The following is a 20,506-nucleotide window of genomic DNA, read 5'->3' on the forward strand; positions in this document are numbered from 1 at the left end:
CGGCGACATGGCTTCGCAAGCTCTGACATCAAACGAACCGCTTTTCAGCAGACCCGGCCAGAGAGATGGACGGCGGCTGCTTGCGTTGCCCGGCGTTGTGGCAATTGCCGGCGCGCTGGTTACGGCGGCAATCTCGTTTGCGATTCTTGTCGGCGCCACGCCGATCACGCCAGACGCAAACACAACGCTGACGCTGATTGCGGCCAATGCCTTATTTGTGCTGGCGCTGATTGCTCTGGTCGGCCGCGAGGTGCATCGCATCACCATGGCGCGCCGGCACGGCAAGGCGGCGTCGCGGCTGCATGTGCGCATCGTGACGATGTTTGCGCTGGTCGCGGCCATCCCCGCCATCATGGTGGCCATCATCGCCTCGATCACGCTCGATATCGGCCTCGACCGCTGGTTCGAGATTCGCACCAAGGCGATCGTCAACTCGTCGCTGTCGATCGCCGACGCCTATGTGCAGGAAAACGCTCGCAATCTTCAGGGCACGACGCTGTCGATGGCCTACGATCTCGATGCGTCGCGCACGCTTTACGGCCTCGATCGAACCGGCTTTCTCGACCTGATGAACAAGGAGGCCGTCGGCAGGAGCCTGGTGCATGCGGCGCTGGTCAGGGAAGACGGCTCCTTTGTCATGAGCGCGAAGACCGATGCGGATTTCTCTATGCCGCCACCGCCGGAGGGCGCGGTCAGCGCCGCGGCCGACGGCAAACCGGTGCTGATCGAGCCGAAGACGCGCAACATCATGGGCGCCATCATCAAGCTGCGGGAGATCGAAGGCCTCTACCTCTACACCAATCGCCTGGTCGACCCCGAAGTGATCAAGGCGAGGGCGATCGTCCAGTCCAACACCGCCGAATATCGCGGCCTGGAAGACAACAGGCGGACGTCGCAGGTGGCGTTCGCGCTGCCCTATCTGTCACTGACGCTGATCATCATCCTGTCGGCCATCTGGACCGGCATAGCGGTGGCCGACCGTCTGGTGCGGCCCATCCGTCAGCTCATCGGCGCGGCTGACGAGGTTGCGACCGGCAATCTCGATGTCGCCGTGCCGGTACGGCCTTCCGACGGCGATGTCGCCTCGCTTGGCGATACGTTCAACAAGATGCTGCTGGAGCTTAAATCGCAGCGCAACGAGATCCTGTCGGCCAAGGATTTGATCGACGAACGGCGTCGTTTCTCGGAAGCGGTGCTGGCCGGCGTCACCGCCGGCGTCATCGGCGTCGATCCCTACGGCATCGTCTCCATCGTCAACAAATCGGCCGAAACGATGCTGGCCATATCGGCCACGGCGGCGCTGGGGCAGAACCTGTCCGCCGTGCTGCCGCATGTCGGCCGTGTCTTCGAGATCGGCCGCAAATCCGGCAAGCCGGTCTATCGCGAGCAGGTCACCTTCTATCGCACCGGCGCCGAGCGTACCTTCAACGTGCAGATCACCATCGAGGCCGGCGACGACGGCGAGGAGGAGAAATCCTACGTCGTGACTGTCGACGACATCACCGATCTGGTCCAGGCACAGCGCTCGTCGGCCTGGGCGGATGTGGCGCGGCGTATCGCACATGAAATCAAGAACCCGCTGACGCCGATCCAGCTCTCGGCCGAGCGCATCAGGCGACGCTTCGGCAAGGTCATCACCGAGGACCGCGAGATCTTCGACCAGTGCACCGACACGATCATCCGGCAGGTCGAGGATATCGGCCGCATGGTCGACGAATTCTCGGCTTTCGCCCGCATGCCCAAGCCCGAGATGAAAGCCATCGATCTGCGTGAATCGCTGCGCGAGGCGTCGTTCCTGGTCGAAGTCAGCCGCGCCGACATTGCTTTCGAACGCGTGTTCGGCAACGAGCCGCTCAAGGGCACTTTCGATAGCCGATTGATGGCGCAGGCTTTCGGCAACGTTATCAAGAACGCGGCCGAGGCGATTGACGGGCTGGAACAAAAGGACGGTTCGCACGGCATAATCCGGATTCAAGCTGCCCGTCAGAATGGCGCGATCAGAATCGACGTCATCGACAATGGCAAAGGCTTGCCGCGCGAGAATCGCCAAAGGCTGCTCGAGCCCTACATGACGACGCGCGAGAAGGGCACCGGGCTCGGTCTCGCCATCGTCAAGAAGATCGTGGAGGACCATGGCGGGCGGCTCGAATTGCACGATGCGCCCGCGGATTTCCACGGTGGACGCGGCGCGATGATCTCGATCATCCTGCCGCCAGCGCCGCCACGCGGTCAAGGCGAAACGGAACACGAACGAGAAACTGAAAAGGTCGGTAATGGCGTCTGATATTCTCATCGTCGATGACGAGGAAGACATCCGTGAACTCGTCGCGGGCATATTGAGCGACGAAGGGCATGAAACCCGCACGGCATTCGATGCCGACAGCGCGCTCGCGGCAATCGCCGACCGGGCGCCGCGGCTGATTTTCCTCGACATCTGGTTGCAGGGCTCGCGCCTCGACGGGCTGGCGCTGCTCGACGAGATCAAGACGATGCATCCGAGCCTGCCGGTGGTGATGATCTCCGGCCACGGCAATATCGAGACAGCGGTGTCGGCCATCCGCCGCGGCGCCTATGATTTCATCGAGAAGCCGTTCAAGGCCGACAGGCTGATCCTGATCGCCGAGCGGGCGCTCGAAACCTCGAAATTACGGCGCGAGGTGTCCGACCTCAAGCAGCGCAGCGGCGAAACTTTCGACTTGATCGGCATGTCGTCGGCGATGAGCCAGCTGCGCCAGACCATCGAGCGCGTTGCGCCGACCAACAGCCGCGTCATGATCATCGGTCCGTCCGGTTCGGGCAAGGAGCTCGCCGCGCGCGCCATCCACACGCTGTCGACGCGCAAGGGCGCGCCGTTCGTGACGCTGAGCGCGGCCAACATCACGCCCGAGCGCATGGAGATCGAGCTGTTCGGCACCGAATCGAACGGCACCGAGCGCAAGGTCGGCGCGCTTGAAGAGGCGCACCGCGGCATTCTCTACATCGACGAAGTGGCCGACATGCCGCGCGAGACGCAGAACAAGATTTTGCGCGTGCTGGTCGAACAGCAGTTCGAGCGGGTCGGCGGCACGAAGCGGGTCAAGGTCGACGTCCGCATCATCTCCTCGACCTCGCAGAACCTGGAGGCGATGATCGCCGACGGCCGTTTTCGCGAAGACCTCTATCACCGCCTGGCGGTGGTTCCGGTCATGGTGCCGGGACTGGCCGAGCGACGCGAGGACATTCCCTACCTCGTCGACAATTTCATGAAGCAGATCGCGCGCCAGGCCGGTATCAAGCCGCGCCGCATCGGCGACGATGCGCTTGCCGTGCTGCAGGCGCACAACTGGCCGGGCAATGTCCGCCAGCTGCGCAACAATGTCGAACGGCTGATGATCCTGGCGCGTGGCGACGATATCGATGCGCCGATCACCGCCGACCTGTTGCCGTCGGAGATCGGCGATGTCATGCCGCGCACGCCGAACCAGTCCGACCAGCACATCATGGCGCTGCCGCTGCGCGAGGCGCGGGAACAGTTCGAGAAGGACTATCTGATCGCCCAGATCAACCGTTTCGGCGGCAACATCTCGAAGACGGCGGAATTTATCGGCATGGAGCGCTCGGCGCTGCACCGGAAACTGAAGTCGCTGGGGGTCTGATCCCCATTGTTGTTGGTCCAGCGGGCCGTGGCCCGTGCAATTGCCGGTTACGGCAGCGGCGGAATCGCCTAGAAATAGCGAGACTGTTCTGAGGGGTGACCCATGCCGCGCATTGCCTATGTGAACGGGCGCTATGTCGCCCATGCCGACGCTGCCGTGCATATCGAGGATCGCGGCTATCAATTCGCCGACGGCGTCTACGAGGTCTGCGAGGTGGCGCAGGGCTTTGTCGTCGACATGCCGCGCCATCTTGCCCGGCTGAACCGCTCGCTTAGCGAATTGTCGATCGACTGGCCGGTCACCAAGGGCGTGCTGCCGCTTCTTCTGCGCGAAATCGTCCGGCGCAACCACGTCGTCAACGGCCTGGTCTATGTCCAGGTTACGCGCGGTGTTGCCAGCCGCGACTTCGTTTTCCCGGCCGATACACCGTCATCGCTGGTGATTACGGCCAGAAAGGCCGACCCGGCGGCGGCCGCCAAGCGAGCCGAGGCGGGCATCAAGGTCATCACCGTGCCGGAAAACCGTTGGGACCGGGTCGACATCAAGAGCACCGGCCTGCTGCCCAACGTGCTGGCCAAGCAGAAAGCCAAGGAGGCCGGCGCCCAGGAAGCCTGGTTCGTCGACACCGATGGCAACGTCAAGGAGGGCGGCTCGTCTAACGCCTGGATCGTTACAAGGGACGGCGTTCTGGTCACCCGGCCGGCGGAGCATGGCATCCTGCGCGGCATCACCCGCACGACCATGTTCGAAGTGGCGGCAAAGCTCGGGTTGACGATCGAGGAGCGCGGTTTTTCAGTCACTGAAGCCAAGGCTGCGCGAGAAGCTTTCATCAGTTCGGCAACGACAATCGCCATGCCGGTCGTGGCAATCGACGGTGCCGCGGTCGCCAATGGGCACCCCGGTTCGATAACACTTTCATTGCGGCAAGCCTTTTTTGACGTTGCGGAAAAAAGTCCAGCCTGATAACCGCACAGACGGACTGCACATCAATATATCTCGTTCTGCTTGTCGTTACTGACGGCAAGGGGGTGTTTGCAAGCTTGACATGTGCCCGCTAATTTGGCGCATTAGCCTGCAAACCGAAGGGGATCGGCGAAAGACAAGAACAATGGCGGAACGATCGCAAAACCTTCAGGACCTGTTCCTGAATTCTGTTCGCAAGAGCAAAAATCCACTCACCATCTTTCTCATCAACGGCGTCAAGCTGACCGGCGTGGTCACTTCCTTCGACAATTTTTGTGTTCTGCTGCGCCGTGACGGCCACTCCCAGCTCGTCTACAAGCATGCCATTTCCACGATCATGCCGAGCCAGCCGGTTCAGATGTTCGATGGCGAGGAAAGCCAGGGCGCCTGATTGGCACGTGAAAAAGACGCGGACCGCGGCGTCCGCGGGAAACCAGCACATAATTCCGGGACGGAAGCCACAGGTCCGACCCGGGCGGTTGTCATTGTGCCGGTGCTTACCCGGCATCAGCGCAACGATGACGAAACGAACCGTCCACGGCTGACGCGTTCGGCGGATGCGCGCCACGACGAAGCGGTCGGCCTTGCCCGCGCCATCAACCTGGATCTGATCCACACGGCGGTGGTCACCGTCAACGATCCACGCCCGGCAACCTTGCTCGGCAGCGGCAAGGTCGCGGAATTCGCCGAGATCGTCAAAGAGGGTCACGCGGAGGTGGTCATCGTCGACCATCCGCTGACGCCGGTGCAGCAGCGCAATCTCGAAAAAGAAATGAATGCCAAGGTGCTCGACCGCACCGGATTGATCCTGGAGATTTTTGGCGAGCGCGCGCGGACCAAGGAGGGCACGCTGCAGGTCGAACTTGCCCATCTCAACTACCAGAAGGGCCGCCTGGTGCGGAGCTGGACCCACCTTGAACGCCAGCGCGGCGGAGCCGGCTTCCTCGGCGGCCCCGGCGAAACCCAGATCGAGTCGGACCGGCGGCAGCTGCAGGAAAAAATCATCAAGCTCAAGCATGAGCTGGAAACGGTGCGCCGCACCCGCGACCTGCACCGCGCCAAGCGCAAGAAGGTGCCGTTCCCGGTGGTGGCGATTGTCGGCTACACCAATGCCGGAAAGTCGACGCTGTTCAACCGGCTGACCGGGGCCGACGTGCTGGCCGAAGACATGCTGTTTGCAACGCTCGACCCGACGCTGCGCCGCGTGCGCCTGCCGCACGGCACGCCGATCATCCTGTCGGACACAGTCGGCTTCATTTCGGACCTGCCGACGCATCTGGTCGCCGCCTTCCGCGCCACGCTGGAAGAGGTCGTCGAGGCCGATCTGGTCATCCATTTGCGTGATATCTCAGATCCGGATACGGCCGCCCAGGCCGAGGACGTCGAGCGCATCCTTGCCGATCTCGGTGTCGACGCTGGCGATGCGAACCGGGTCATCGAGGTGTGGAACAAGGTCGACCTTCTCGACGACGGCAACCGGGAGCGCCTGCTCGCCGACGGCACTGACGCCAACAAGGCGCCGCCGATCGCCATCTCGGCGGTCACCGGCGAAGGCATCGATGCGCTGAAGGCGCTGATCGAGACCAGGATGTCGGGCGAACTCGAGGAATTGACGGTGACGATCGAACCGCCGCAGTTCGGCCTTGTCGACTGGCTATACCGCAATGGCGACGTCGTTTCGCGGGTAGACAATGAGGATGGCAGCGCGACCATCGCACTCAAGGCCACGCACACCGCCCGGCAAGAGATCGAAAGCCGATTGCACCGCAAAAACAGGCAGTAAGCCTGATTATTTCACGCCCTTGGCCTGCTGCCAGAGCACTTCCATCTCGTCCAGCGTGGCTTTTTCGAGCGTGCTTCCCGATGCATCGATCGCGCGCTCGACATAGTGGAAGCGCGAGCGGAACTTTTCGTTGGTGCCGCTAAGCGCCGCTTCCGAATCGAGCTTGAGGTGACGCCCCAGATTGACGACGGCAAACAGCATGTCGCCGAATTCGTCCTTGATCTCAGCCGTTTCGCCCTTAGCCAGTGCCTCGCGCAGCTCGCCGATCTCTTCCTCGATCTTGTCGAGGATGGGTGCTGCCTCGCTCCAGTCGAAACCGACACGCGCTGCCTTTTCCTGCAGCTTCAGCGCACGAGTCAAAGCGGGCAGGGCGACGGGCACGCTGTCCAGGAAACCCTTGCCATGGTCTTCGGGGTCGAGGCCGCGGGCGAGGCGCGCACTTCGCTTTTCGGCTTTTTCCTCAGCCTTGATCTTTTCCCACATGCCCTTTGCCATGCCGGCGCTGCGCGCCTTCTCGTCGCCGAAGACATGCGGATGGCGCCGGATCATCTTGGTGGTGATGGCCTCGACCACATCACCGAAGGCAAAATCGCCGGCTTCCTCAGCCATCTGCGCGTGGTAGACGACCTGCAGCAGGAGATCGCCGAGTTCGTCGCGCAGATCGTCGAGATCGCCGCGCGCAATGGCGTCCGCCACCTCATAGGCTTCCTCGATCGTATAGGGCGCGATGGTCGAGAAATCCTGCTCGATGTCCCAGGGACAGCCGGTCTTCGGCGCCCTGAGCGCCGCCATGATCTCGATCAGCCGGGAAATGTCGCGCGAAGGTTTCATGCGGCGAATGCTATCCCGCTGCCTGTCGTGCGGCCAACGGCGTCAGCCGGAGAGGGGAGATTGTCCACAGCGAGCTTCAGCCGAGTACCGACACAACCGCCTTGGCGAGGTCATCCATGCCGTCCTCGGGCAGGCCGGCGACGTTGATGCGGCTGTCGCCGACCATGTAGACGCCACACTCGGCACGCAGCCGCTCGACTTGCGCCTCGGTCAGGCCAAGCCTGGAAAACATGCCGCGATGGCTGGCGATGAAGTCGAAGCGGTCGGAGTTGGACTGCCGGCGCAGCGCGTCGGCGAACTGGACCCGCAGCCTCAGCATGCGCAGCCGCATCTCCTCCAGCTCCGCCTCCCAGTCGGCGCGAAGGCCATCATCTTCCAGCACCGTGCGCACGGCGGCGGCGCCGTGGTCCGGCGGCATCGAATACATGGCGCGCGCCGCCGCCAGCATCTGGCTCATCGCGACATCGGCTTGCGCGCTATCCTTCGCCAGGATCATCGCCGCGCCGACGCGGTCGCGGTAGACGGCAAAGTTCTTCGAGCAGCTCGAGGCAACGACCATTTCAGGCACCTTGCCCGCGAGAAGGCGCAAGCCGGCCGCATCGGCGTCCAGGCCTTCGCCAAAGCCCTGATAGGCAATGTCGACAAAGGGCAACAGCCCGCGCTCGACGACAAGATCGGTGACGCTGGCCCATTGCGCGATATCGAGATTGGCGCCGGTCGGGTTATGGCAGCAGCCATGCAGCAGCACGATATCGCCGGGCTCGGCTGCGCCAAGCGTTGCCAGCATCTCGTGGAAGCGCACCGCGCCGGAAACGGCATCGAAATAGGGATAATCGCGCACCTTGAGGCCGGCCCCGCGCATCACCGGCGGGTGGTTCGGCCATGTCTGGTCCGACAGCCAGACGGTTGCGTCGGGGCGGGTCCGCTTCAACAGCTCCGCCACCAGCCGCAGCGCGCCGGAACCGCCAGGCGCTTGCGCGGCGCGGATGCGCGTCATGTCGGCAGCGGGGCCGAAGGCCAGCTTGACCATCGCCGTGTTGAAGCCGGTGTCGCCGGCAAGGCCGAGATAGGTCTTGGTGTCCTGGTCCTGCAGCAACCGCTTCTCGGCCTCGCGCAGGGCGCGCATGACCGGCGTCCTGCCGTCGCGGTCCTTGTAGACGCCGACGCCGAGATCGATCTTGCCGGGGCGCGGATCGGCGCGATAGAGGCCGATCAAGGCGATGATCTTGTCGGCCGGGGCAGGTTGCAGGGTCTCGAACATCAATACGGCTCCAATGGCGGCGGAGTAATACGCAAAGCGGCCGCGTTTCGCCAGTGCTTCCATCTGCGCCAGTCCGCTAGCGTACTGGACCGTTACGCCAAGCTTTGTCTGTACGGCAGGGGTCGGCGGCTATGGCGACGGGTTCATTCCAATCCGCCGGATAAGCACCCGTCCAATCACGGCGAGACCGATGCCGGTCAGCAGGGAGAAACCGCCGAGCATGCCGGCCAGCCCGGCAAGGAACCAGCGTCCGGCGAAGCTGTCGACGGAGGCATTTTGCGGATTGGTTGGGTCGTAAGCGACAGGGACGCTGTCGCCATCACCCCAGAACGAGCTGTGGACGGCATTGTTGAAGCGGATAACGGTGCCGTCGGCGGTCGAGAACTCGATGCGGGGATTGTATTCGGCGGCGACAATCCTGCCTGTCGCCGAAGCGGTACGAGGGCCGTACATCTCGACGATGGCCAGCACGCCGGAAGCGATCATTCCGACAATGCCAAAGATGATGAACACCCTGCCGACGATCGGCAACGCTGCAAAACCCGTTACACGACTACCATTGGCCATCTTTTGCTCCTGGGACAGACGGATAAGGCTAGACTTCATCCATAAAGCAAACATCTGCCGCACGGGAGATGGGTAAGTGCGCAGCGGACTTCTGATTGCATGATGCCTATTGTGGCGACGCAAAAAAGTTTTGGTGGCGATGGATTAAGATCCCCGCCTGTTTCGTAAACGGGGCATGAAACGGTCGATGCCACGCTTCGATATTGTCGGACAGCTGGGTTCGCTCAGGCGCTACGCACGCTCGCTGACGCGCGACAGCACTGACGCCGAGGATCTGGTGCACGATGCGCTGGTGCGCGCCTACGAGCGGCGCGACACATTCCGCTCGGGCGGCAATCTGCGGGCATGGTTGCTGTCGATCGTCCACAACGCTTTCATCGACAAGATGCGCTCGCGCCGGTCGGAAGCAGCGCGTGTCGAGCAGGCCGGCTATCTCACCGATGCCAGCACGCCGGCGCCTCAGGAACATTCCGTGCGACTGGCGCAGGTGCGCGAGGCCTTTTTCAGTCTGCCGGAGGAGCAGCGTTCGGCGCTGCATCTGGTCGCCATCGAGGGCCTTTCCTACCAGCAGGCCGCCGACGCCAGCGGGGTGCCGCTGGGCACGCTGATGTCGCGCATCGGCAGGGCGCGCGCAGCACTGCGCGAGATGGAAAACGCTGCACCTTCGCCGGCCAAAAGCCATCTGAGGATCGTGGGAGACCCGTCATGACCGACCTGTTGCGGGACCCGGTGACCGATACCGATCTCGATTCTTATGTCGACGACCAGCTGGATGTCGCGCGCCGCATCGAGGTCGAGGCGTTCCTCTCGGTTCGTCCGGAGGCTGCGGCGCGGGTGATGTCCGACTTGAGGACGCGCGACGAACTGCGCCTGGCGCTGGCTGCTTCCACAGGAATGGCGCGGCCGGCGACGACTGAAGTCGCGCGCCGGCTGGGCAGGGGGCTGGCCAGTCGCCGCGTCCTCGCCGTGCTGCAGCGGGCGGCCGCGGTCGCCGTCTTTGTCGCTGCCGGCTGGCTGGCGAACGGCCTCTTCGGGCCGCTGCTGGTGACCAAGGTCGTGGCTTCGCCGCCGCCGCCCGCCTATGTCGAAGAAGCGATCCGGGCGCACAAGACGACGCTCATGCGCGAGGCGATGCCCTCGCAGCTGGAGGCGCCCAACTACAATGGCGACGAAATCCGCGCCGCCACCGCAATCGTCATGCCATCGCTGCCCAAGGACTGGAAGGTCCGCGACGTGCAGATCTATCCGTCGCGCTTCGGGCCGAGCGTCGAGGTGGCGCTGGAGACGAAGGATATGGGGCTGGTCTCGCTGTTTGCGATCCGCCCCGGAACCTTCGACGTGGTCAAGCCTGCCATCGCGCCCTCCGGCGACATCTCCTCTGCCTATTTCCAGATCGGCGAGGTCGCGTACGCGGTCGTCGCGCGCAGCGATGTCCACGACCTCGACCGCGCCGCCGAGACGCTTGCCAAGACACTTTACTGATCAGGACACTTTACTGAGACCACTTAAGGAGAACCCGCAATGAATACCCCTGACCTCGGATACCGCATGGGCACTGGCGCACGCGGCGGCGCCATCTATGACGAGGGCCTGCGCAGCCACATGCTGCGTGTCTATAACTACATGGGCATCGGCCTCGTCGTCACCGGCATCGTCGCCATGGTGGTCGCTTCGACGCCGGCCCTCTACGTGCCGATCTTTTCCAGCCCGCTGAAATGGGTGGTGATGCTGGCGCCGCTCGCCTTCGTGCTGCTGTTCTCGTTCAAGATGCAGACGATGTCGGCGGCGAGCGCCCAGTTGATGTTCTGGGCCTTTTGCGCGGTGATGGGCCTGTCGCTGGCTTCGGTGTTCCTGGTCTTCACAGGCACCAGCATCGCGCGCACCTTCTTCATCACCGCCACCATGTTCGGCGCCACCAGCCTCTACGGCTACACGACCAAGCGCGACCTGACCCAGTTCTCGTCCTTCCTGATCATGGGCCTGATCGGTGTGGTGATCGCCAGCGTCGTCAACATCTTCCTTGGCTCGACCGCGCTGCAGTTCGCCATCTCGGTGATCGGCATTGCCGTCTTTGTCGGCCTGACCGCCTGGGACACGCAGACGATCAAGGAACAGTATGCGGAGAATTTCGACGCGGAATCGCAGCAGAAGCTTGCCGTTTTCGGCGCGCTGTCGCTGTACCTGAACTTCGTCAACATCTTCCAGCTGTTGCTGAATTTCACCGGCGAGCGCGAATAGTCGAACCGTAGCAAGGCAACAATCTCGATCTCGCAGTGGCCGGAGGTGAATCTCCGGCCACTGTCGTTTTGGCGTGGAGACATCGCTCCTCTATCAGCGCGATGTCGCGCCCTTGAGTCCACGCGGGCTTTTGCTAACCTGCCGCTCGCACGCAGCTTTCCGCGAGAACGCATGGAACAAGTGACGCTTCACGGCGACGGCATCTCGGCAACCATTGTCGGGCAGGGGGCCGAGCTCATCTCCTTGCGCAATGCCGAGGGTCTGGAGTTTTTGTGGCAGGCCGGGCCGGAATGGCGGCGGCATTCGCCGGTGCTGTTTCCGATCGTCGGCCGGCTGAAGGGCGACCAGCTCCGCCATGGGGGCCAGGTCTATCCCCTGACGCAGCACGGATTTGCCCGCGACAAGCCGTTTGTGTGGGCTGCTGAGACGAGTCCCCGATCCTGCACGCTGGTGTTGACCGACGATGCCGATACACGCACGCGCTATCCGTTCGCCTTTCGCCTTGCCATCACCTACACGCTCGAGCGTCGCGAACTTGGTGTGAGCTTCGAGATTGCCAACACCGGCGACGAGACGCTGCCAGCCTCCATCGGTGCACATCCGGCTTTCAATTGGCCATTGCAGCCGGGGCTCGCCAAGACCGACTACCACCTGACCTTTGCCCAGGACGAGCCGGCGCCGATCCGCCGGCTGAAGGATGGCCTGGTGCTGGCTGCACCGCGGCCGACGCCCATCGAAGGCAAAACGCTGGCGCTTTCCGAACAGCTGTTCGAGGCAGACGCCGTGATCCTCGACCGGCCGGCCAGCACCAGCGTGCGCTATGCCGCCGCGAACGGTGCGGCGATCGAGATGTCGTGGCAGGGTTTTAAGGAATTGGGCATCTGGTCGAAGCCGGGCGGCGCTCCGTTCCTGTGTATCGAACCCTGGCACGGGCTTGCCAGCCCCGTGGATTTCGATGGCGAGTTCGCGGACAAGCCGGGCGTGATGCTGATCGCGCCCGGTGAAAAGCGCGTGCTGAGCTATCAGGTACGGCTCGAGCATGCGCCGCTGTGACCGATGAACCAGAGACAGGCGCGATGAAACTTGGCTTCATCGGCACGGGTGCCCTTACAGCGGCCATTGTCAGCGGGCTCAAATCCGTCGCGGATAACTCCGTCTCCGTGCTGCTGTCGCCGCGCAATGAAGAGATCGCCGCAGAGCTGGCAGCCCGTTATCCGGATGTGCGTATCGCTGATGACAATCAGGCGGTTCTCGATCAATGCGACCTGGTCATGCTGGCTGTCCGGCCGCAAATTGCGCATGACGTCCTGCCGGGTTTGCGGTTTCGGCGCGAGCATCACCTCATCAGCTTGATCGCCACGCTGCCGCGCGAGGAGATTGCCCGCTTGACCGCACCCGCGCACCAGGTGACGAAAGCGCTGCCCATGCCGATGATCGCCCACCGGCTGGGGGCAACGATCATCTGCCCGCCGGATGCCACTGTCGCTGCCTTGTTCGGCAATCTGGGGAAAGTGATCGAGGTCGAGAACCCAGCCGAATTCAACGCGTTGAGCGTGGCCACCGCAACCTATGCCAGCTACTTTAGATATCTCGATACGATTAACAGCTGGCTCAAGAGGAATGGCGTGGAGGAAGGGAAGGGGCGCGATTACATCGCCTCGCTTTTCAAAGCCTTGGGATGCGCTCCTGATATGTCGCCGGATGCCGACTTCATGCATCTGGCGCAGGACTATGCGACGCGCGGCGGCATCAACGAACAGGTTCTTCGCGAACTCACGGCGCGAAACATGTTCGAGGCGCTCACCGAGAGCCTGGACGGCGTACACCGGCGCATCGTCGGCGATACGCCTTGATGGGCGGTACCTTGAAATTCCCTGATGATCAGGAGTATGGCTCCAACGGATGTTCCGGACCGTTCGGGAGGGTCGGCGGGTGCCTGGATGCTTGAAATTGGGCTTTGTGGCAGCGGCGCTGGCTGTGCTGATTGTCTTTCCGGTCGCTGCCGCCGACATCGACCGCGCCAGCCTCTACCGCGCGCAATCGGTGACCAGCGGCACTGGCGAGGAGAACCGGGCCTGGGGCCTGGCGCCGTGCCTTGAAGAGGTGCTGGTCAAGGTTTCCGGCGACCCGCGGCTGATCGGCGACCCGCGTGTTGCGGACATGAGCCGGCACGCGGCCGACTATGTCACTGGTGTCGGCTACCGCGACCTGCTCAACAACCGCCCGCCGCATGACGAGCAGGGCACCCACGACCGGCCGCATTACATCACCGCCGATTTCGACCCGGACAAGATCGATGCCTTGCTGGCGTCGCTCGGGCGCAAACCGTGGGCGGTGCCGCGGCCAAAAATGGTCGCACTGCTGGATGTAAGGCCGATGAAAGGCGACGGCTTCACGCTGGTGCGCGATGGCGGCGGCGAGCTTGCGGCGGATATGCGCGTTGCGCTGGCGGACGCGGCGCACCGGACCGGTTTGCCGCTGGAGTTGCCTCGGCCGTCCGACGTCGCGCTCGCCGACGTGGCCAACACGCTGGATGGGGACGCCCTGCTTGCCGGCACTTTGGTATGGCGCCAGGAAGCGCTGGGCTGGGTCGGCGACTGGCGGCTCAGCTTCAAGGATAATGAGTATCGCTGGCAGGTACGTGGCGTCAGTTTCGACGATGCGTTCCGCAACGCCACGCGCGGAACGCTGCAGATCCTGTCGGGCAATGGAGAGCCGGAAGCCGTCACGCCCTGACTTCAAGGGAACCTTCTTGCCCGAGCGCCGTAAACAAAGTGGCGGGCAAGCTTTGAGCAAGGAGGTATAATTGCAACATCGCCGGATCGACATTGACGGAAACAGCATCTTCTATCGCGAAGACGGCCCGCCTGATGCTCCCGTCCTCCTGCTGCCGCACGGCTATCCGTGCTCGTCCTATCAATTCCGAAGGTTGATGCCGGCACTTGCCGATCGCTGGCATACATTCGCGCCGGACTTTCCCGGCTTTGGCTACAGCGGCACGCCCGAAATGTCGGACTTTGGCTATGATTTCGATGCCTATGCCGGGCTTCTGACAGCTTTCGCCGATGCGCTCGGCACGTCGCGCTATGCGCTCTGGCTGCACGATTATGGCTCTCAGATCGGACTGCGCCACGCCATCGCACATCCCGAGCGCATCGCCGCACTCATTATCCAGAACGGTGACATCTACGAGGACGTTCTCGGGCCGAAATACGCCGCCATAAAAGCCTATTGGAATGAGAAGACGCCCGAAAAGCATCGGCCGTTGGAAGAGGCGGTAAGCGAGGAGGGCTTCCGGCACGAGTTTGTCGGAGAGGTGGATGACGCTGTAGCCGAGCGCGTGCCTCCCGATCTTTGGAAACTCCACTGGCCTTTGATGGACACGCCGATCCGCCGGCGGCTCGCGGTCAACCTGATGGAGAAGTTGGAGGCGAACCTCGGCTGGTTCCCCCGCTATCAGAGCTTTCTGCGCGAGCACCAACCTCCGACGCTCATCGTTTGGGGTCCCGAGGATGGTTACATGCCGGCGCAATCGGCGCATGCCTACCAGCGCGATTTGCCGGAAGCAGAACTTCATCTCATCGGCGGCGCCGGCCACTGGTTGCTCGAAACCCATTTCGATGAGGCGCTTCCGCTGGTGCGCGATTTTCTGGCGCGCGTCCACAGTCAGGAAGCGAAAGGGACGGGCAGGGCGGCCGGCCGGGCGTAGACCCCTCCGTTGCGGTCATCGGATCGATCTGCAACCATGGCGTCATGATGGAAAAGTCTGCCGCGCCCTGGCCTCTGCTGCAAATCGCGATCGAGCCGAAGTCGCGGGCTGATCAGGAGAAGCTGCTTGTCACTTCGTCCAAGCTCGCGCCTGACGACCGCGACCCGTCCGCTGCCATGGCCATGGCCAGATGACGTCGCCAAAATTCTCCTCGCGGGCAGGGTTCCTTGTCGGCCTCGGCATCACGCCCGTCGCCTTTTTCCTGGCGCTCTATTCGGCCGGAGCCGGGCATGGCGACTATGGGCTGGCGCGACTTCTCTATCCGGTCCCCATGCTGGCAACGCTGTTGACCAACACAACGATCACCGGCCTTTCCATCGGATTGGCTGCGCTGCAGTTTCCTGCCTATGGGGCATTTGTTGCGGGCGCCGGCGGCTCCAGATGGCTGGCCCTTGGCGTCTTCCATCTTGTTGCAATCGCAGCAGCCTTCAGCGGCCTCCTGGAAAGCTTCTCGGGATGACGCTCCTGTTCGTTATCCTGGTGCCAGCCCGTCGAGCAGGAAGTCGAGGCCTTTGCGAAAGGCGCCATCCCAATCGCTAAGGGGAGAGGGGGGAATCGACCTGAAGCAGCCGCTCGTTAATGAGGCGATCATCCCATACCTGCACCTCGATGAACTTGTCATACTTCATCGTTGGATCGGTCTTCCAGCGCTCACCGGGCATCCCAAATTCGGCCACGACGGCTTCGATCTCACCAAGAGTAAACACTTGCCCGTGGTATCGCTTTCGTTGGGGGCGAAGATCGTCACGCGTCGCGATCGGAAGACTTGCCATGCTGTCTGGATAGGTGAAAGTGAGCGTCTCCGGTGGGAACTCTCGCAGTCGCATAACGAGTGAGCTTGGCCGTGACGGGTCTTTGCCGTCGGCAAAGTCGCCAAGCTAAGAAATAGACCGGACGCTCTAGCTTCGTGGGCCCAAGCAGTCGGCGCCGTTCTCGAATGAGCCATTCCTCCGTTAATCGTCGCCTCTCCAAGTAGTTTGCTTTGATAGCGCGCAGCCCAGACGCTCTGATCTCGTCAAGAACCCGTTCTGCCTGCTCTTCGGACAGCTCGCAAATATTTCTGCACGGTCCTCGACGGGGATCGTAGTTGTGAGTGATGACCTCGGGGAACGATTCCATTCGGGGAAGCTATACGAACCGCGCGTCAGCAGGCCAGATCGCTGGCAGATGGATGCCCCTGAGGGTACCCGTTGGGACGTTGTCGGCAAATCATGCGTTGTATCGCAACCATGGGATGGTGGGATGGTGACCGCCCAGTGAGCGCCGGCCTGCATCTCAGTCAGCAGGGCGTATATTGGCACGCCGCTAATGGAAGCAGCAGCCACATATGAAAGTCGCATAAGATAGATTATGGAACTTATGCATCAGGCCGCAGCTGGGAAAGGACGCGGACTTTCATAGAGCGTTTCAGATTTTGACAGAAGCGTGAGAGTGGTTTTGTGATTCAAGATGCTGGCTGGATCGGAGGCCAGCATCAGATGACTTGGCATGAGCCGTTGGCCAACGCTACGCTGTGTCGATGACGACAGGAAAGCGTGACATCGAAGCGGCGATCGAAGTGTTCGTGCACGGCTTCAGCACCGACAAGAGCCGCACCTTTCCATACGAAGCCAGCCGCGTCGGACCCTTGTGGCTGATGCGCGATGCCGAGCGCAAGAATGCACGCGACTACCGTGGCGAAGAATGGATCGTCCATGACGTCGCCGCCGAGGAAGCCGATGCCATCGTGCGGCAGCATGCGCGGCCGGGCTTTGCCGTTTCGGTCGTGATCGCGAATGACGGCCCGGACGAACCAACGCGAACGGCCTACAAGGCGCTCGGCTACCGGCTGCTGCGGACGGAAGGCTTTTTCATCCAGTCGCTGCGCCAAATTCCAGACCCGCCAGCAATCGTCTCTATCGAACGCGTGAGGACGGCTGAACGCGCTGCACAACTGGGAAAGGTCATACGCAGGCGGCCACTTCCAGACGATCAACTCGGCGACGATGCGCCGTTTCGCCAGTATGTGGCGCTCGATGGCGACGCCATCGTCGGGCGTGTGCGCAGCATAGACGCCGTCGGCGCCACATGGTGCTCGGCAATGTTTGTCGAGCCTTCGCACCGGCGTCGAGGCATCGGCCAGGCGCTGATGGCCAAAATGCTGCATGACGACAAAGCGCATGGGTCGCGGTGCTCGATGCTGTTGGCGACGCGTGCCGGAGCGCTGCTTTATCCCCGCATGGGGTATGAGCGGATTGGAACGCTGTTGATCTTCGCGCCGAAGAACCGAACGTCCTTATAAAGATCTGCTCGTATCATGCTGTCTCATAAAGGAATTTCGATCACCATGCCGTCATAGGCCGGAGTGACGTTGGCCGGCACCTCGGCCTTCACCGTGGCATAGTCGAGCGGCACATGCATATGCGTCAGCACGGCCTGTTTCGGCGCCAGTTTTTCAATCCAGCCAAGCGCCTGAACGAGCGACAGATGACTGGGATGGGTATGGTACTGCAAGGCATCGATGACCAGCATTTCCAGGCCGCGCAGCCGCTCGGCGGTGGCATCCGGGAAGTCGCTTATATCGGGGCAGTAGGCCAGCCCGCCGATGCGGAAGCCGAGCGAAATGATGTCGCCATGGATCTGCGGCAGCGGCTCGAGGGTGAGGGCACCGCCCTCGCCTTCGATCGTCACCGCCCTTGCGTGATCGATGATGTGCGGCCTGACGATCGGCGGATAGGAACTGCCAAACGGCGTCTCGAAGCAATAGCCGAACGCTTCGCGCAGCCTGAGCATGGTCGGCTGGTCGGCATGGACATCGATCAAATGGCGCTGCTCCAGCACGTAGCCGCGCAGATCGTCGATGCCGTGGATGTGGTCGGCGTGCGGATGCGTATAGACGACGGCGTCGATGCGCCGGACGGCCGCCATCAGCATCTGCTCACGGAAATCAGGCCCGGTGTCGATGACGACCGTGGTTCTGGCGCCGTTGGCTGCTATCCGCTCGACGAGCGCGGCTGAGCGTGTACGCCGGTTTTTCGGATTGGCCGGGTCGCAATTGCCCCAATCGCCGGTGATGCGCGGCGTGCCAGGTGACGAGCCGCAGCCGAGGATGGTGAGGCGCAGCCGGTCGCTCATGCGTCAGAGCCCGGCGGGCCGCGGCATCTTGCCGAACAGCCGGAAGAAGTTCGCCGTCGTCAGCGTCGCGATCTCGGCTTCGCCAACGCCGACCGTCTCCGCCAGCACCTTGGCTGTATGCGCGACATAGGCCGGCTCGTTGCGTTTGCCGCGGAACGGCACCGGCGCCAGATACGGTGCGTCGGTCTCGACCAGCAGCCGGTCATGCGGCACATCGGCTGCGATGGCGCGTAAATCGGCTGAGTTCTTGAAGGTCAGTATGCCCGAGAAGGACACATAGCCACCAAGCTTGACGCCCACGTCGGCCAGCCGTCGCCCCGACGAAAAACAATGCAGGATGAAGGGGAAGGCGCCCTTCCCTGTTTCGTCTTCGAGGATGGCAGCCATGTCGTCATCGGCATCGCGCGAATGGATCACCAGCGGCAAGCCGGTCTCGCGCGCGGCCGCTATGTGAGTACGAAAGCCCTGCGCCTGCGCATCGCGTGGCGCCTTGTCGTAAAAATAGTCGAGCCCGGCCTCGCCGATCGCCACCACCTTCGGGTGCGCGGACAGGCGCACAAGGTCCTCAGCCGTCACATCCAGCTCTTCGCCGGCATTGTGAGGATGAGTGCCGACCGAGCAATAGATTTCGTCGAAACTCTCGGCAATCTCAAGCACTTGCGCAAACCGCTTCACGCGTGTCGAGATGGTCACCATGTGACCTATACCGGCAGCCTTGGCGCGGGCGACGATGGCCGCCCGCTCCTCGGTGAAATCCGGAAACTCGAGATGGCAATGGCTGTCGACCAGCATCAGGCGCTCGCCTCAGGGTTTTCGACATAACGCGGAAACACGCCCTCCGGCGCGGGCAGCGCCGTGCCGGGCACCAGCGCATAGTCGGCATGGACATGCGCGAAGTCGCGCGTGTCCGCCGGCACCGCCAGCAGATCGAGCAGCTTGCCGGCCGACCCCGGAATGTAGGGCTGGCACAGCAATGCCACGCGCCGCACCAGTTCGGCGGTCGTCCACAGCACCGTTTCCATGCGCGCCGGATCGGTCTTCTTCAGCGCCCAGGGTGCCTGCGAGGCGAAGTAGCGATCCGCTTCCGCCACAACGCCGAAGATCGCCGCCAACGCGAGATGGATGCCCTGTTCCGCCATCGCCTGGCGCGCGGTACCCAGCGCTTCCACCGCCTGGTCGAGGATCGCGCTGTCGGCTTCGGTCAGCTCGCCGCGATGCGGCACCACGCCGCCGCAGTTCTTGGCGATCATCGACAGCGAGCGCTGCGCCAGATTGCCGAGCCCGTTGGCGAGATCGGCATTGGTGCGGTTGACGATCGCGTCATGGCTGTAGCTGCCGTCCTGGCCGAATGGCACCTCACGCAAGAAGAAATAGCGCACCTGGTCGAGGCCGTAGTGCTCGACCATGGTGAAGGGGTCTACGACATTGCCGACCGACTTCGACATTTTCTCGCCGCGGTTGAACAGGAAGCCATGCGCGAAGACGCGCTTCGGCAGTTCGATGCCGGCCGACATCAGGAAAGCCGGCCAGTAGACGGCATGGAAGCGGACGATGTCCTTGCCGATAATGTGCGTGGCCGGCCAGTAGCGCCATTGCTCGGCCTTGGTGTCGGGATAGCCGGCAGCGGTGATGTAGTTGGTCAGGGCATCGACCCAGACATACATCACATGCTTGTCGTCGCCCGGCACCGGCACGCCCCAATTGAAGGTCGTGCGCGAGATCGAGATATCCTTGAGGCCGGACCTGACGAAGCTCATCACCTCGTTGCGACGCTCGGCCGGACCGACGAAATCGGGCTGGCTTTCGTACAGCGCAAGCAATTTGTCCTGATAGGCGGAAAGCCTGAAGAAGTAGCTTTCCTCCTCATTCCATTCGACCGGCGAGCCAAGTGGCTCGCGGCGCACGCCGTCGTCGCCGAGCGTGGTTTCGCTCTCTTCGAAATAGGCTTCCTGGCGGACCGAATACCAGCCGCTATAGCGGTCAAGATAGATGTCGCCATTGGCCGCCATAGCCTTCCAGATCGCCTGGCACGACTCGTAGTGGCGTGGTTCCGTCGTGCGGATGTAGTCATCATTCGAGCCGCCCAGGACCTCTGTCATCGAACGGAAGATCGCCGAGTTGCGGTCGGCAAGCGCGAGTGGCGTTATGCCTTCCTTCTCGGCCGTCTGCTGCATCTTGAGGCCATGTTCGTCGGTGCCGGTGAGGAAGAGCACGTCCTTGCCGTCCAGGCGCTGGAAGCGGGCCAGCGCGTCGGTTGCAATGACTGTATAGGCGTGGCCGATATGCGGCTTGCCGTTCGGATAGAAAATCGGTGTTGTGATGTAGAATGTGTCGCGTGACATGAA

21 protein-coding genes are annotated in these 20,506 nt (G+C 62.7%); 14 read left to right on the forward strand and 7 right to left on the reverse strand.

Annotation, left to right across the window (positions count from 1 at the left end; translation table 11 throughout):
* The first annotated feature begins 7 nt into the window (after nt 1-7).
* The 5 genes from NKI64_RS30375 to hflX all read left to right on the forward strand — a co-directional run bounded on the left by NKI64_RS30375 (nt 8) and on the right by hflX (nt 6,381).
* Nucleotides 8-2,284 (forward strand): sensor histidine kinase NtrY-like, encoded by a 2,277-nt coding sequence (locus NKI64_RS30375; RefSeq protein WP_023736658.1) that lies wholly within the window; start codon nt 8-10, stop codon nt 2,282-2,284.
* Nucleotides 2,274-3,635, forward strand: a complete 1,362-nt coding sequence (gene ntrX, locus NKI64_RS30380) for a nitrogen assimilation response regulator NtrX (RefSeq protein WP_023668929.1) — start codon at nt 2,274-2,276, stop codon at nt 3,633-3,635. Before NKI64_RS30375 ends, ntrX begins: the two co-directional genes overlap by 11 nt.
* A gap of 102 nt (nt 3,636-3,737) precedes the next feature.
* Entirely contained in the window at nt 3,738-4,598 is an 861-nt protein-coding gene (locus NKI64_RS30385) for a D-amino-acid transaminase (protein WP_023736657.1), read from the forward strand.
* A gap of 145 nt (nt 4,599-4,743) precedes the next feature.
* Nucleotides 4,744-4,989: an RNA chaperone Hfq gene (gene hfq, locus NKI64_RS30390; protein ID WP_006202172.1), complete on the forward strand. Its 246-nt coding sequence runs from the start codon at nt 4,744-4,746 to the stop codon at nt 4,987-4,989.
* Nucleotides 4,990-6,381, forward strand: a complete 1,392-nt coding sequence (gene hflX / locus NKI64_RS30395; RefSeq protein ID WP_023708495.1) for a GTPase HflX — start codon at nt 4,990-4,992, stop codon at nt 6,379-6,381.
* A gap of 6 nt (nt 6,382-6,387) precedes the next feature.
* Here the strand turns inward: hflX and mazG are convergent, their stop codons facing one another.
* From mazG to NKI64_RS30410, 3 genes are all read right to left on the reverse strand, one after another.
* Complete coding sequence (gene mazG, locus NKI64_RS30400) at nt 6,388-7,212, reverse strand: nucleoside triphosphate pyrophosphohydrolase (protein WP_023688462.1); 825 nt, start codon at nt 7,210-7,212, stop codon at nt 6,388-6,390.
* Nucleotides 7,213-7,288: 76 nt separating this feature from the next.
* A complete protein-coding gene (locus tag NKI64_RS30405; protein ID WP_352671858.1) occupies nt 7,289-8,473 on the reverse strand; it encodes an amino acid aminotransferase in 1,185 nt (394 codons plus the stop codon).
* 129 nt (nt 8,474-8,602) lie between these two features.
* A complete protein-coding gene (locus NKI64_RS30410) occupies nt 8,603-9,040 on the reverse strand; it encodes a DUF3592 domain-containing protein (protein ID WP_352671803.1) in 438 nt (145 codons plus the stop codon).
* 175 nt (nt 9,041-9,215) lie between these two features.
* On the opposite strand from NKI64_RS30410, the gene NKI64_RS30415 reads away from it, so the two are divergent.
* From NKI64_RS30415 to NKI64_RS30450, 8 genes are all read left to right on the forward strand, one after another.
* Nucleotides 9,216-9,749: a sigma-70 family RNA polymerase sigma factor gene (locus NKI64_RS30415; protein WP_023752287.1), complete on the forward strand. Its 534-nt coding sequence runs from the start codon at nt 9,216-9,218 to the stop codon at nt 9,747-9,749.
* Complete coding sequence (locus NKI64_RS30420; RefSeq protein ID WP_352671806.1) at nt 9,746-10,522, forward strand: anti-sigma factor family protein; 777 nt, start codon at nt 9,746-9,748, stop codon at nt 10,520-10,522. The genes NKI64_RS30415 and NKI64_RS30420 overlap by 4 nt, the downstream gene beginning before the upstream one ends.
* A 39-nt stretch (nt 10,523-10,561) precedes the next feature.
* Nucleotides 10,562-11,278, forward strand: a complete 717-nt coding sequence (locus NKI64_RS30425) for a Bax inhibitor-1/YccA family protein (protein ID WP_023696104.1) — start codon at nt 10,562-10,564, stop codon at nt 11,276-11,278.
* A gap of 171 nt (nt 11,279-11,449) precedes the next feature.
* On the forward strand, nt 11,450-12,331 hold the full coding sequence (locus NKI64_RS30430; protein ID WP_023696105.1) for an aldose 1-epimerase family protein: 882 nt from the start codon (nt 11,450-11,452) through the stop codon (nt 12,329-12,331).
* Between the two features lie 23 nt (nt 12,332-12,354).
* Entirely contained in the window at nt 12,355-13,131 is a 777-nt protein-coding gene (locus NKI64_RS30435) for a pyrroline-5-carboxylate reductase (protein WP_023668939.1), read from the forward strand.
* A gap of 106 nt (nt 13,132-13,237) precedes the next feature.
* A complete protein-coding gene (locus NKI64_RS30440) occupies nt 13,238-14,014 on the forward strand; it encodes a DUF8605 domain-containing protein (protein WP_352497507.1) in 777 nt (258 codons plus the stop codon).
* Nucleotides 14,015-14,084: 70 nt separating this feature from the next.
* Nucleotides 14,085-14,987: an alpha/beta fold hydrolase gene (locus NKI64_RS30445; protein ID WP_352671810.1), complete on the forward strand. Its 903-nt coding sequence runs from the start codon at nt 14,085-14,087 to the stop codon at nt 14,985-14,987.
* A gap of 190 nt (nt 14,988-15,177) precedes the next feature.
* Nucleotides 15,178-15,507 (forward strand): hypothetical protein, encoded by a 330-nt coding sequence (locus NKI64_RS30450; protein WP_023696110.1) that lies wholly within the window; start codon nt 15,178-15,180, stop codon nt 15,505-15,507.
* A gap of 76 nt (nt 15,508-15,583) precedes the next feature.
* Here the strand turns inward: NKI64_RS30450 and NKI64_RS30455 are convergent, their stop codons facing one another.
* Nucleotides 15,584-15,820 carry a hypothetical protein gene (locus NKI64_RS30455; RefSeq protein ID WP_023805225.1) on the reverse strand — a complete coding sequence of 79 codons (237 nt, stop codon included), beginning with the start codon at nt 15,818-15,820 and terminating at the stop codon, nt 15,584-15,586.
* A 746-nt stretch (nt 15,821-16,566) separates the two neighbouring features.
* Between NKI64_RS30455 and NKI64_RS30460 the strand changes: the two genes are divergently transcribed.
* Nucleotides 16,567-17,328: a GNAT family N-acetyltransferase gene (locus NKI64_RS30460; protein ID WP_023736650.1), complete on the forward strand. Its 762-nt coding sequence runs from the start codon at nt 16,567-16,569 to the stop codon at nt 17,326-17,328.
* A 23-nt stretch (nt 17,329-17,351) separates the two neighbouring features.
* Here NKI64_RS30460 and NKI64_RS30465 read toward each other — a convergent pair whose 3' ends face one another.
* The 3 genes from NKI64_RS30465 to metG are packed head-to-tail and all read right to left on the reverse strand — an operon-like array spanning nt 17,352 to nt 20,503.
* Nucleotides 17,352-18,161, reverse strand: a complete 810-nt coding sequence (locus tag NKI64_RS30465; RefSeq protein WP_023805224.1) for an MBL fold metallo-hydrolase — start codon at nt 18,159-18,161, stop codon at nt 17,352-17,354.
* Nucleotides 18,162-18,164: 3 nt separating this feature from the next.
* Nucleotides 18,165-18,953, reverse strand: coding sequence for a TatD family hydrolase (locus tag NKI64_RS30470; RefSeq protein WP_023805223.1), 789 nt, complete (start codon nt 18,951-18,953; stop codon nt 18,165-18,167).
* Complete coding sequence (metG, locus tag NKI64_RS30475; protein WP_023824940.1) at nt 18,953-20,503, reverse strand: methionine--tRNA ligase; 1,551 nt, start codon at nt 20,501-20,503, stop codon at nt 18,953-18,955. The genes NKI64_RS30470 and metG overlap by 1 nt, the downstream gene beginning before the upstream one ends.
* Nucleotides 20,504-20,506: the final 3 nt, after the last annotated feature.

Origin of the sequence: Mesorhizobium sp. M0478, assembly GCF_040321305.1 — a bacterium.
Lineage (GTDB): Bacteria > Pseudomonadota > Alphaproteobacteria > Rhizobiales > Rhizobiaceae > Mesorhizobium.

Coding starts and splice junctions, on each gene's coding strand:
- NKI64_RS30375 (WP_023736658.1), top strand. CDS start 8: ATGGCTTCGCAAGCTCTGACATCAAACGAACCGCTTTTCAGCAGACCC.
- NKI64_RS30455 (WP_023805225.1), bottom strand. CDS start 15,820: ATGGCAAGTCTTCCGATCGCGACGCGTGACGATCTTCGCCCCCAACGA.
- ntrX (WP_023668929.1), top strand. CDS start 2,274: ATGGCGTCTGATATTCTCATCGTCGATGACGAGGAAGACATCCGTGAA.
- NKI64_RS30385 (WP_023736657.1), top strand. CDS start 3,738: ATGCCGCGCATTGCCTATGTGAACGGGCGCTATGTCGCCCATGCCGAC.
- NKI64_RS30425 (WP_023696104.1), top strand. CDS start 10,562: ATGAATACCCCTGACCTCGGATACCGCATGGGCACTGGCGCACGCGGC.
- mazG (WP_023688462.1), bottom strand. CDS start 7,212: ATGAAACCTTCGCGCGACATTTCCCGGCTGATCGAGATCATGGCGGCG.
- NKI64_RS30405 (WP_352671858.1), bottom strand. CDS start 8,473: ATGTTCGAGACCCTGCAACCTGCCCCGGCCGACAAGATCATCGCCTTG.
- NKI64_RS30460 (WP_023736650.1), top strand. CDS start 16,567: ATGACGACAGGAAAGCGTGACATCGAAGCGGCGATCGAAGTGTTCGTG.
- NKI64_RS30450 (WP_023696110.1), top strand. CDS start 15,178: ATGACGTCGCCAAAATTCTCCTCGCGGGCAGGGTTCCTTGTCGGCCTC.
- metG (WP_023824940.1), bottom strand. CDS start 20,503: ATGTCACGCGACACATTCTACATCACAACACCGATTTTCTATCCGAAC.
- hfq (WP_006202172.1), top strand. CDS start 4,744: ATGGCGGAACGATCGCAAAACCTTCAGGACCTGTTCCTGAATTCTGTT.
- NKI64_RS30415 (WP_023752287.1), top strand. CDS start 9,216: ATGAAACGGTCGATGCCACGCTTCGATATTGTCGGACAGCTGGGTTCG.
- NKI64_RS30470 (WP_023805223.1), bottom strand. CDS start 18,953: ATGCTGGTCGACAGCCATTGCCATCTCGAGTTTCCGGATTTCACCGAG.
- NKI64_RS30410 (WP_352671803.1), bottom strand. CDS start 9,040: ATGGCCAATGGTAGTCGTGTAACGGGTTTTGCAGCGTTGCCGATCGTC.
- NKI64_RS30420 (WP_352671806.1), top strand. CDS start 9,746: ATGACCGACCTGTTGCGGGACCCGGTGACCGATACCGATCTCGATTCT.
- NKI64_RS30430 (WP_023696105.1), top strand. CDS start 11,450: ATGGAACAAGTGACGCTTCACGGCGACGGCATCTCGGCAACCATTGTC.
- NKI64_RS30435 (WP_023668939.1), top strand. CDS start 12,355: ATGAAACTTGGCTTCATCGGCACGGGTGCCCTTACAGCGGCCATTGTC.
- NKI64_RS30465 (WP_023805224.1), bottom strand. CDS start 18,161: ATGAGCGACCGGCTGCGCCTCACCATCCTCGGCTGCGGCTCGTCACCT.